Source organism: Paenibacillus sp. 2TAB23 (genome assembly GCF_052115165.1).
GTDB lineage: Bacteria > Bacillota > Bacilli > Paenibacillales > Paenibacillaceae > Pristimantibacillus.
Genome location: NZ_JBFRGD010000001.1, coordinates 1 through 12,393 on the forward strand (window position 1 = coordinate 1; position 12,393 = coordinate 12,393).

Here is a 12,393-nt window from a genome sequence, read left to right on the forward strand (position 1 = left end):
GCTTACAGCTCATTCAATAGGGTTACTTGGCCGCTGTTAGAGCATATTGGTGCTTACAGCTACCCTTCAACCTCACTCCTACGCCAATCTGACTCCATAAGAACGCATGTGTGCTTACAGCTCATTCAATAGGGTTACTTGGCCGCTGTTAGAGCATATTGGTGCTTACAGCTTCCTTCACTCTCACCCCTACGCCAATCTGTCTTCATAAGCACGCATGTGTGCTTACAGATCACTCAATAGGGTTAACTTGCTGCTGTTGAACATATAGGTGCTTACAGCTACCTTTCAATCTCACTCCTACGCCAATCTGCCTTCATAAGAACGCATGTGTGCTTACAGCTCATTCAATAGGGTTACTTGGCTGCTGTTAGAACATATAGGTGCTTATAGCTACCTTTTAATCTCACTCCTGCGCCAATCTGTCTCCATAAGAACGCATGTGTGCTTACAGCTCACTCAAGTGGGTTACTTGGCTGCTGTTAGAACATATAGGTGCTTACAGCTATCTTTCAACCTCACTCCTACGCCAGTCTGCCTCCATAAGAACGCATGTGTGCTTACAGCTCACTCAATAGGGTTACTTGGCTGCTGTTAGAGCATATAGGTGCTTATAGCTACCTTTTAATCTCACTCCTGCGCCAATCTGCCTCCATAAGAACGCATGTGTGCTTACAGCTCACTCAATAGGGCTACTTAGCTGCTGTTAGAACATATAGGTGCTTACAGCTACCCTCACTCTCACCCCTACGCCAATCTGACACCATAAGAACGCATGCATGCCCACAGCTACCGGTTTTGCATAATTTCCTAAACCATAAAAAATAAAAAAAGAAGCCGCAGCAGCGACTTCTTCCATTAGCTTTTGTATTCAACTTACGCCTCAAGTATGAACAGCTTGCGCGTCAAATCTGTAAGGCGCTCATCGATCCTGCGAACTTCTCCGGATTCCTTCGTTTGATTGCGAAGGTCAAGCAGCTCATTGACAGCGCTGTTTAACAAGCCGATCTCGCGCTCGATAAGTCGACTGCGGAATACTCGCTCCAACTGACCTAACGTATCCTTGAATTCGAACACGACTCGGTCTCCCGTTTTGGAGCTTTCGACAATTTGGTGAACAGAACCATTCTTATAATGATAGATCATCGTATAATGACTATAGATTCGGTTGACGATCGCATTGCCGCGGAAAGCAGACAGTGCCTTTCGCATGGCATTGGTCAGCCTCGGTTGCACAAGACGGCAGGATAGTACGCACACATAATAGTCTTGTTGACGTTCAAAGGTCAGTCGGACTTCTTCCCTCCCTGCTACGTCTTCGAGAACGAGCTCTTGATTCCCATTGTCGAGCACTAGCACCTGAAGGTGAATTTGCTGCTCTTCAAATAAACGGATAAACTCAGCCATCTCTTCATTCGTCAATTGCAGTTTGGCATTTACATACTCTGTGGCTAGCCGCTTAGCCATAAAAATCTCCTCAATTCTTTGAACTTGCACGCTTTGGACTTATAACTCTGGTCTCGTTGCTTAAGTATATTATACGTGATCTGAACATTTTATTCCTGCTGTTCATCCCCGATATTCTCGCATATTCCACAAAATAACGGAAGAATTCACGAGTATTGCCGGCTTTTTCACTGTATCCTCTGCTTTATATAAGAACTTGCTGCTCTTGCTACCTCATGTAGCAATCGCTTCGTTAATAATATCCCAAAGCTGCTCTCTTCCAATACCCAATTCCGACGAAAATAAAACAACAGAATCGCGCGGATCCACTTCAAGCGTTTTTTTGACCATTTTGATATGCTTGTCCCACTTCGACTTTGGAATTTTGTCCGCTTTCGTTACGACGACACAGGTTGGAATTTCGTAGTGCTTCAGCCATTTGTACATCTGCTGATCCTGCGCCGACGGTTCATGGCGGATATCAATGATCAGAAGCTGCAGCTTAAGCGGCTCTCGGCCTTGGAGATACCGCTCAATCATTTCGCCAAACAGCACGCGCTGTGTCTTCGAAACCTTTGCATAGCCATAACCCGGAAAATCGACCAAATAAACTAGATCATTTACCCGATAATAGTTAAGCTGCTGCGTTTTTCCAGGCTGCGAGCTCGTTCTTGCTAAGTTTTTGCGTAAAATAAGCTTGTTGATCAATGAAGATTTTCCTACATTCGAACGCCCTGCCAGAGCAATCTCTGGCAAGGCGTCTTCTGGATATTGGTGGGGCTTTACTGCACTGATGACGAACTCTGCTTGTGTAATTTTCATAAAATCGATGTACCTGCCTTCTCCTCCGTTTGAACGGGAAGCAACGCATGCTGCAGCACTTCATCCATATGACTGACAGGAAAAAATTGCATATCATGACGTACGCTGTCGGGAATATCCCTTAGATCCCGTTCATTTTCTTTCGGCAACAGTATCGTGCGAATTCCTGCCCGATGCGCGGCTAGTGATTTCTCTTTCAAGCCGCCGATCGGCAGCACACGGCCTCTGAGCGTTATTTCACCCGTCATCGCTACTTCCTTATTCACGTAACGGTTCGTTAGTGCTGAAATAAGAGCTGTTGCAATGGTAATGCCCGCAGATGGGCCGTCCTTTGGAATAGCGCCCTCTGGAATATGAATATGAATATCGTTTTTCTCATGGAAGGACGGATCAATGCCAAGCTCGATCGCTTTCGAGCGGGTATAGCTGAACGCAGCTTGGGCCGATTCCTTCATGACATCACCTAGTTTACCAGTTAACGTTAGCTTTCCGCTACCTGGCATTACGGTAACTTCAATTACAAGCGTATCTCCGCCAACCTCCGTCCAAGCCAGACCGGTCACCGCGCCGATTTGATTCTCGCTCTCGGCAAGACCATAACGGAACTTAGCTGGCCCAAGCCATTCCTTAAGCAGCTCGCTCGTCAGCTCAAGGGGCTCCAAGATTTCGGTTTGCTCTTGGGACACGAAATGCTTGGCTGCTTTACGGCATACGGCTGCGATTTGCTGCTCCAAGTTACGTACACCTGACTCGCGCGTATACTCCCGAACAAGCTGCAGCAGTACCTCTTCCTTGATAACCAAATGTTCTTCCGTCAGCCCGTGCTCCTTCTTCTGCTTCGGCAGCAAATAACGCGTACCGATTTGCAGCTTTTCAAGCTCCGTGTAACCGGGAATATACAGGACCTCCATACGGTCAAGCAGCGGACGCGGAATATTATGAAGCGCATTGGCAGTCGTAACGAACATTACGTTGGATAAATTAAACGGTACTTCAACGTAATGGTCACTGAACGTATTGTTCTGCTCGGGATCCAATACTTCCAAGAGCGCAGATGCGGGATCTCCGCGGAAATCCATCGCCATCTTGTCAATCTCGTCAAGCAAAAATACCGGGTTCAAGGAGCCAGCGGTTTTCATTCCTTGAATAATACGGCCGGGCATCGCTCCAACGTAGGTGCGGCGATGTCCGCGTATCTCAGCCTCATCGCGCACGCCGCCGAGCGAAATGCGTACAAATTTACGACCAAGCGATTTGGCGATCGAACGAGCAAGCGACGTCTTGCCCACACCTGGAGGACCTACTAGACAGAGAATCGGTCCCTTCAGCTGCTTTACAAGCTGCTGTACAGCCAAATATTCGAGCACCCGCTCCTTTGGCTTCTCTAATCCGTAATGATCATCATTAAGAATCGCTTCGGCCTTGCTCAAGCTTAAATCATCATCCGTCGTCTTGTTCCACGGCAGGGAAAGAAGCCAATCGATATAATTGCGAATGACGCCGCCTTCAGCTGAGGTAGACGGCATTTTCTCGAGACGATCGATTTCCTTCTCGATTTTCTCTTTAACCTGCTCAGGCACCCCCGCTTCAGCGAGCTGTGAACGCAGCTCCTCTACCTCGCCTGCGCGGCCTTCTTTCTCGCCAAGCTCCTTCTGGATCGCCTTCATCTGTTCACGCAAATAATATTCCTTTTGCGTTTTTTCCATTTGCTTCTTGACGCGTTGGTTGATTTTACGCTCGAGCTCCAGCACCTCGCGCTCGTTATTGAGAATATCCAGCAGCTTCTCTAGACGCTCTCCGACATCAACCGTTTCAAGAATATCCTGCTTATCCTTGATTTTGAGCGACAAATGGCTAGTAATCACGTCCGCAAGCCGGCCTGGATCATCGATATCGGATACAGCTGCATAGGTTTCGGGCGTAACCTTTTTCGATAAAGAAATGTAATGCTCGAATTGGTTCAGCACGGAACGCATAAGCGCATCAACCTCAGGATCATCCGTCTCCTGCTCCGGCAATTCTTTCACGGACACTTCGTAAAATTCATCATTCGGCAAATAGTCCAGGATCTCAGCGCGCGACACACCCTCCACCAATACGCGGATCGTGCCGTTCGGCAGCTTCAGCATTTGCCTTACCTTCGCAATGGTGCCGACTTTATAAATATCTTCCTCCGTCGGCTCCTCAATGTTCACTTCAGACTGTGAACAAAGCAATATCATATGATCTTCGACCATCGAGCGCTCAAGCGCCCGCACCGATTTGTCCCTACCCACATCAAGGTGAAGCACCATGCTGGGATAAACGAGTAGCCCTCTTAGCGGAAGCAAGGGCAGCCGACGGCCTTTCGTTTTACTAGGTCCCACACCAGCACCTCCAATTGTTAACGTCTACCCTAGTTTATCATTCTACGGAATCAGCCTGCAAATAGGGAACGGCGGAAGCGATAAAAAGATCGGTTCCAAACGGCGCTTCCACTCGTACCGAGGAGTTCTCCGCCCCAGGAAATACATACTTAAATACTTCTTCTACCTTTTCGACCGGTATCACCTTAAGACCTTCCAGGTCTGCGAAAATCGCCTGCCAATTTTCTCTTGGAATGATGACCGTATTCGCTCCTGCTTGAAAAGCAGCCTCAACCTTGGCCAGTACGCCGCCGACCGGCTTCACATTGCCGTGAATGCCAACCTCGCCGGTCATAGCCAGCTTATTGTCGATCGGTATCCCTTTTATTGCCGAAGTGATGGCCGTCGCCATCGCAATACCTGCGGAAGGCCCATCGATCGGAGTGCCGCCCGGGAAATTGATATGCAGATCGAAATCCTGCGGATTCAGACCTATGCGCCGCAAGACGGTAAGCACATTTTCAACCGACCCCTTCGCCATGCTCTTTCTTCTCAGCGTACGAGACCCGCCGCCGAGCTCTTCCTCATCCACGACGCCTGTAATCGTGAACTGCCCTTTGGAAGCAGCCGCCGGAATCGCGCTCACTTCGATTTCAAGCAATGTCCCCATGTTTGGACCGTACACGGCAAGACCGTTCACGAAGCCAACCTGAGGCGCATCCGGCACTTTGCGGTCGGGACGCGGAGGAATCTGACTGCTGTTCACCACCCACTCAATATCCCCGGCAGCAATCGCATCCCGTTTCTCTGACAGCGCCACGCCAGCAGCCAGCTGTATGACGTTTACCGCTTCACGACCGTTCGTCGCATAACGCTTGACGACATCAATAGCTTCCGGGCAAGGCGCAAAACCGATTTTTCTTACTGCATTTTCGGCGACAAGCCCAATTTCATCTGCAAGCAGCGGACGAAAAAACACCTCCATGCAGCGGGAACGGATAGCTGGCGGAATCTCCTGCGGCGAACGCGTTGTCGCGCCTACAAGCCTGAAATCTGCCGGCAGTCCGTTTTGGAATATATCATGGATGTACACCGGAATGTTGGAATCTTCGGAATTGTAATAAGCGCTCTCCAGAAAAACCTTGCGGTCCTCCAGCACTTTTAACAATTTATTCATCTGTACCGGATGCAATTCACCTATTTCGTCAATAAACAATATGCCGCCATGCGCTTTCGTCACTGCACCAGGCTTCGGCTGCGGGATACCTGCTACCCCCATGGCTCCAGCGCCTTGATAAATCGGATCGTGGACCGAGCCGATCAAAGGATCAGCAATTCCGCGCTCGTCAAATCGAGCCGTAGTCGCATCGATTTCCGTGAACTTTGCTTCCGGCAAAAACGGCGAGGAAGGATTCTTTTTCGCTTCCTCCAACACGACGCGCGCAGCTGCGGTTTTACCGACGCCTGGCGGACCATAGATGATCACATGCTGCGGATTAGCGCTGCATAAAGCTGCCTTAAGAGCACGCAGTCCATCGCGCTGGCCGACAATATCCTGCATCGCCTGCGGTCTTGTTTTCTCCGCAAGCGGCTTCGTTAGGGACACGCTTCTCAGCTTCCGGAGCTTGTCCATTTCTTTCCGCGACTCTCGATCGACCGCAGAGCGGTTCGTCTTCTGATTGCGCAGCAAATTCCAGAAATACAAGCCGATTACAACGGCAAAAAAAACTTGGATCAACATCAACACAACACTTAAACTCATAACATTCCGCTCCTTTCAAGCGTAAACGGTCGTAACCGTGTAGTAGTGAAGACTCGTTTCGCGTAGAAATAGAAGGCTCATGGAGGAGTATTGCTCCATGCTTCTATTTCAAGCGTAAACGGTCGTAACCGTGTAGTAGTGAAGACTCGTTTCGCGTAGAAATAGAAGGCTCATGGAGGAGCTATTGCTCCATGCTTCTATTTCAAGCGTAAACGGTCGTAACCGTGTAGTAGTGAAGACTCGTTTCGCGTAGAAATAGAAGGCTCGTGGAGGAGCTATTGCTCCATGCTACTAATTCAAGCATAAACGGTCGTAACCGTGTAGTTGTGGATATGTGGCAATGCACACACATATTCTGCGAATTTATATGGAAATATTGTTAATTTTTCCATTATTGTTTTTCAACTTTTTAAGGAGCACCTTCTTCGTTGCCAGTTGAGCATGCTTTCCGTATTTTTCACTCGTAATGGATAGTATTGCCCCTACGATGTGGTAATAACCGTTAATTTTCGTTAATTTTACAACGAGCACCCTTCACCCCATCCAGCTCATGATGTTCATGAAACGCTTGAGCGGGACAATGAACAATGTGATTGGCGAAATGACAGTAATGGCTGGCCAGTCATACCACTTCGAACCAAGGAGATAAGCCGTCCACAGCAGCATGACCGAATAAGCAATAAAGTTGCGGTACAGTCCTTTTTTTATCAATAGCTTGTACCCTATTCCAATAGCAGCAGCAATCGTCAAAACAAACCATATGGTGATATAACTCATTGCTCATTCTCCTTATTTCTCATTCTCCTTATTTTTTTCCCTCTCTTAATTTGTTGACGTTAATCGGCTGATTGCTGAGTCCTACATTTGTGATCGTAATTTCAGCCGATGCCTCGAGTTTAATCGTAGAGAAATAATGATCCCAATCCTTCTTCCATTCTCGCCACTGCTTTCGGTATTTTCTATGCGCCATATCGGCAAACCCTACTGCATCGGTCTGCAAGCGCTGAGCCGCTTTCCATCCCGCATTTGTAAACCGCAGCAGCTCTCTCTCCGCCGCGGTTTCCAATTCGTCAACGATCTCAGGCTTATACAAATCCATGGACGCGCAGTCTGACTGGGTAAGCACGGCTTTTCCTTTTATGTTGGCTTTCACGGTCATCACTCCCTCCTTCAAAGAAGGCTGAAGCGCTGTTGAAGAATCTGAAAGCTGTAAAGTTAAATACTTATTTTCGTCATTCGGACACGCAAAGGTCAGCATTGCATTCTTAACATCATTGCGTAAAAATGCTACCCCTAGCGACTCCTTTCGCGAAAGCCAACCCACCATTTTATCCTTTTTAATAACAGCTACTCTGCCTAGCTTAACTTTGGCAGGCAGGGTTGTGCTTTCAAAAACTTTAAGCGAGGAGGCATCCGAATTCCCTGCTACAAAAACTTCGGGAAGCAGCGCGCTTCCTGAATCGCTAGCCAGATTCATAGCCAGTTGATAAAGCTTCACCTCAGGCAGAACAGACGTAAATTTGGACTCCAAGTGATTAATTTCCCTAATGCCGTCACCAGAAATTTTTGAGATCTGCATCATTTGCTCCAGGATTTTGCGGGCGCTGCCTGGAGCGATGAGTACATCAACAGTCTCACGCGCATCTGTGTTTCTTAAATAAACGTCTAGTACCGGATTCAGCCCACGGCGTGCCGTTTCTTCGCTGACAATGATGACCCTGTTATGAGCAAAATAAAGCTTGCGTGGGCTTTCAAAAAAGCTTCGCGCATTTGCCTCCCTAATCGTTTTCCCCGTGGTCGAATAAACGTTCACTGGCGCCCCTGCTCCGCCTCCTGTAATACCGATCCCAGATGAGATAGACGATGGGATGACCACTTGAAAGGAAACGAGCCAATCCTCACCTTTTCTATCGACCGACGTAGCCGACGTTATGGCAAGCTCATTGAGCTCGATTCGGTTCCAGCAGCCTGTGAGTAGAAGTAAGCAAAGAACATATGCCGTTGCAACACGCCATAACCGCACTCTTCTCATAAGCCCTCCAAAGACGGCATCGCTTTATGTTTCGTCAGTCGCAGTCCGATCCAAATCAGCATGCAAACGGCGTAATTGTTGAGCAAAAAATAAATGGTCAGTGTCGTATAGCTGAACTCGGCAACAACCACATTGCTTGGCCATGCAAACAAAGCATTAGCAAGAATAAAAATGCCTCCTGCTGCGTAGTGGCTGAAATGGGGCGTAATCTTAAAGGTTTGCTCCGTAAGCTGAAAAAAACCGAACGTAAAGATGGAAACCTGAGCAAACATGGAGGCTGTCCAAGCCGATATGAGAAACACGTCAACTCGTTCGATGAATTGACCAATTTCTACCGTCCCGATAGCCGCAAAAGCAGGATATGAAATCGCTCCTATGATCTTGGTTCCAAACACCGCAATTGTGACCATCGTGACCAACATAAATATTGTGCCAGAAATCGCGGTACCCCAAATCGCCACTTTAATGGAAGATTCAGGTTTTTCCAAGTAAGGCATAATCAACAGCAATACTGCGATTTCGGAGAGACATCCGAGCGGCATAAGCATCGCTTCCACATGGTCTGATGGCGGGCTTTCAATAAACGGCAGAAATTGATTGAAATCGAGCTGTCCCCATATCAACACCATATTAAAGCCTACAAAAAACGTAAAAAATAGAAACACAATAAAAATGACGCGGGCTAATGATTCGATTCCTTGTGATGCGATATATACGGAAACGAGCACGATGATTCCCGCCAGCATAACCATCGGCGTAGTCAAAAGCGCCTGCTCGGACATGAAATTGGAAAATTGCCTGACTATAACGACAGAAGCGACAAAATAATACACACACAGAACTAACCCCAGCCCCGTGGAAATCATTTTACCAAACCGGTTTTGGAGCCACTTAAGCAGCGGCTGCCGATTCCCTTCGGCACAAACATGTCCGATCACAAGCGCAAGCAGCAGTGAAAAAACAAGAGCTAGCAGTACCGAAATCCAACCATCCTGTTTAGCAATTTGAATGACAAAGCTTGGTATGTAGAACAATGAGCTGGGAACGATTGCGATCACGACAATAACGATCGCCTCCAAGGTCGTTATACGCTGCTTCACTGCTGCTCGCCCCCTTTCTGTGTATGCTCATCATCTGTTTCCGTAAGGCTGCTTGGCGTCCCCTGACGTACGGTTCCGGTTTGATTCTGGTAGAGCCTCGGCCGTTTCTTCATCGCCCACCACGGCACGCGAATAAAGACATCCTTTAAGTTGCCAGGCACAAGCGGCGCAATCGGCGCCAAATACGGAACGCCAAAAGATCGCAGCGCCGACAAATGGGTTAAAATCATCATAAGCCCCGCCAATATCCCGAATACTCCGAAAGTGCCCGCAAGAATCATGAGCAGAAAACGGATTAGGCGGGCAGCGGTACCCATGTTGACGGATGGAATAACGAAGCTGGCAATCGCCGTAAACGATACAACGATAACCATCGCTGCCGAAACGAGTCCCGCCTGTACAGCTGATTGACCCAGTACAAGGGCGCCGACGATCGAAATGGCTGGTCCAATGATGCGCGGCATTCTTACGCCGGCTTCACGCAATATTTCGAACGTCACTTCCATAATCATCGCTTCAATTAACGCAGGGAATGGCACCCCTTCCCTTTGAGCGGCGATACTGATTAACAGCTGGGTTGGCAGCATTTCTTGGTGAAAGGTCGTAATGGCAATATAAATGGATGGCAGCAGCATCGATGCAAAAAAAGAAAAGAAACGTATGATCCGCAAAAAGGTGGAAATATCATAACGCTGGTAGTAATCTTCACTCGATTGAAAAAACTTAACGAACGTAACAGGGGCGAGCAGCACAAACGGCGTACCATCTACCACAATCGCGAATTGACCCTCAAGCAATCCCGCCGCTACCGCATCAGGGCGTTCGGAGTTCTGCAGAAGCGGAAACGGTGTAAACGTTTTGTCTTGAATAAACTCCTCGATATACCCGCTCTCCAAAATACTGTCCGTATCGATTAAATCCAATCTGCGGCGAACTTCTTCGATGACTTTTTCGTCAGCAATTCCTTTCATGAAGACGAGTGCGATCGTTGTACGAGTCTGATGCCCGATTATTTTGTATTCCATACTCAAATTCGTTGACTTAATCTTATTGCGAATCAGCGCCGTATTAATGTGAAGAGTTTCGGTGAAGCCTTCCTTCGGGCCGCGAACGACGGTTTGCGTGCTCGGCTCCTCTACAGATCGTTTTTCCACCCCGCATGTATATGCCGCAATCGCATTCTTGTACCCATCAAGCAGTACAATTGAATTGCCTTCAAGCATGGCATGCAATACTTCATTAATACTGTCAAGCTTTCGAACGCCCCCTACCGCCAAGGACCGATACATCACGCAATCGAAAGGTGATTCCTCCTGCTCGGAGCCGCTGCTCAGTGGCGGCTCGGCTAACATGCTCATCACAAGGAGATTAACCGCATTCACATCTGTCATGCCTGCAATGTACAGAAGAGCCGCCTTGCTGCTTTTGAACATATGCAGATGCCTAATCATGATATCAGGCTGCGTGCCTAGCTCGTCGGTAACCATTTTTATGTTCTGATCCAAATCGGCAGATAATCGTTTTAGATTTTTTTCATTTTTAGAATCGCCTGTCTTTTTTTCATCCTTAGAATTACCGGCCTTTTTTTCATCCTTAGAATTACCGGCCTTTTTCTCATCATTCATTTTGCATGCACCTTTTCACTCCGTCTCTTTTTGATGATGGCCAGTACAAGCAGAAGTAGAGGAATCCATATTTGAAATATGGGAAAATGGTATTTTACGTTATACCGAAAGCCGAACCACACTTGTTCCATGTAGTTTCTAAATATAAAAGAACCAAAATAGATCATTGATCCTATTGTCAGAACAGTAAATATTTTAGATGAATTCAACATTTGCTTTAAAGCCAGCACCGCCCCGAAATAATACGCCGTAAGTTTAAAAAATACGCCCGTAAAAAGGAGAAGCGCCACCAGCGGATCAATCCGCTCTAGAAACTGAGCGAAATCAATCAAGTTCGTCATCTGCATCAAGGGAATCGTTACTTTGCCGGCGAGGCTGCCTAAGCCCGCGAGAATAAAAAAATTCGTGAACGTAATAAACAAACCTGAAAACAAAAAACATTTTACGACCAGGCTTGCCATATTTCCTTCATGCTCTGTATACTTCCAAAACATCATAAACAAAATGATCTCGCCGAACGGAAATGAAATCAGCTCTGGCACAGCAGCTTCCCATACTGGTTTGAATCCATTGTCAAGCACAGGTGTTACATTCTCAACATGCAGCAGGCCTGACCATGCGACTAGCAAAAACAAAAAAATATAAATGATGACAACGACGGGCAGAATCGCTTCGGCCATTCTAAAAAAAACATCCACCCCATGAAATACTGTATAAGTAGCCAATAGGCAGACCACGAGCATGAGTACGGGCAATGGGGTTTGCGGAAGCAAGTACATAATGATTAAATCGCCGAACTCTCTGACGTTCCGGATCGACTTATAACAGAAATACAAAACATAGGTGATGGAAATCACGTAACCGAGAGGCTTTCCCATTAATTCGAAAATGATTTCAATTAGATTTTTTTGCGGCATCAAACGATACAAGGATAAATTAACGCCCCATAATATGAGCAAGCCGCAGAGCATTCCAACAATTACAGCAAGCCACGCGTCCTTGGAAGCATCACTAGCGAGCAAAAACAACGAGGAGCTGCCGATCAGAAACAATACGATCATGGATCCAAGCTGATTGAGACTAATCCGCTCCACATTCTCCCCGCCTTTATTTCTGAGATGTAATCAATATTTTTCCTTCAATCCCGTAAATTATGCACTTATGGCAAAAGTAACTGTATTCGCTGCAAATAAGAAGAAACGCCTGAGGGCGTCCTTTCTATAGACGCCATCGTTTCGGCGAAACGTATAGAGAAAGGATG

The 12,393-nt window shown here is 47.3% G+C and carries 9 protein-coding genes; all 9 read right to left on the bottom strand.

The features are described 5' to 3' along the window. Window positions 1-876 precede the first annotated feature (876 nt). The gene (locus AB4Z29_RS00005) at window positions 877-1,467 is read right to left on the bottom strand and encodes a non-ribosomal peptide synthetase module (RefSeq protein ID WP_441941137.1); all 591 of its coding nucleotides are present in this window, start codon (window positions 1,465-1,467) and stop codon (window positions 877-879) included. Between the two features lie 213 nt (window positions 1,468-1,680). After that, the gene (yihA, locus tag AB4Z29_RS00010) at window positions 1,681-2,268 is read right to left on the bottom strand and encodes a ribosome biogenesis GTP-binding protein YihA/YsxC (protein ID WP_441941138.1); all 588 of its coding nucleotides are present in this window, start codon (window positions 2,266-2,268) and stop codon (window positions 1,681-1,683) included. After that, window positions 2,265-4,634: an endopeptidase La gene (gene lon / locus AB4Z29_RS00015; RefSeq protein ID WP_441941139.1), complete on the bottom strand. Its 2,370-nt coding sequence runs from the start codon at window positions 4,632-4,634 to the stop codon at window positions 2,265-2,267. Before lon ends, yihA begins: the two co-directional genes overlap by 4 nt. Window positions 4,635-4,671: 37 nt before the next feature. Beyond that, window positions 4,672-6,375 (bottom strand): ATP-dependent protease LonB, encoded by a 1,704-nt coding sequence (gene lonB, locus AB4Z29_RS00020; protein WP_441941140.1) that lies wholly within the window; start codon window positions 6,373-6,375, stop codon window positions 4,672-4,674. A gap of 534 nt (window positions 6,376-6,909) precedes the next feature. Beyond that, window positions 6,910-7,152 carry a hypothetical protein gene (locus tag AB4Z29_RS00025; protein ID WP_441941141.1) on the bottom strand — a complete coding sequence of 81 codons (243 nt, stop codon included), beginning with the start codon at window positions 7,150-7,152 and terminating at the stop codon, window positions 6,910-6,912. A 28-nt stretch (window positions 7,153-7,180) separates the two neighbouring features. Beyond that, complete coding sequence (locus AB4Z29_RS00030) at window positions 7,181-8,407, bottom strand: Ger(x)C family spore germination protein (RefSeq protein ID WP_441941142.1); 1,227 nt, start codon at window positions 8,405-8,407, stop codon at window positions 7,181-7,183. Continuing rightward, on the bottom strand, window positions 8,404-9,507 hold the full coding sequence (locus AB4Z29_RS00035) for a GerAB/ArcD/ProY family transporter (RefSeq protein ID WP_441941143.1): 1,104 nt from the start codon (window positions 9,505-9,507) through the stop codon (window positions 8,404-8,406). The genes AB4Z29_RS00030 and AB4Z29_RS00035 overlap by 4 nt, the downstream gene beginning before the upstream one ends. Continuing rightward, window positions 9,504-11,132 (bottom strand): spore germination protein, encoded by a 1,629-nt coding sequence (locus AB4Z29_RS00040; RefSeq protein ID WP_441941144.1) that lies wholly within the window; start codon window positions 11,130-11,132, stop codon window positions 9,504-9,506. The genes AB4Z29_RS00035 and AB4Z29_RS00040 overlap by 4 nt, the downstream gene beginning before the upstream one ends. Beyond that, entirely contained in the window at window positions 11,129-12,226 is a 1,098-nt protein-coding gene (locus tag AB4Z29_RS00045) for a GerAB/ArcD/ProY family transporter (RefSeq protein WP_441941145.1), read from the bottom strand. Before AB4Z29_RS00045 ends, AB4Z29_RS00040 begins: the two co-directional genes overlap by 4 nt. Window positions 12,227-12,393 lie beyond the last annotated feature (167 nt).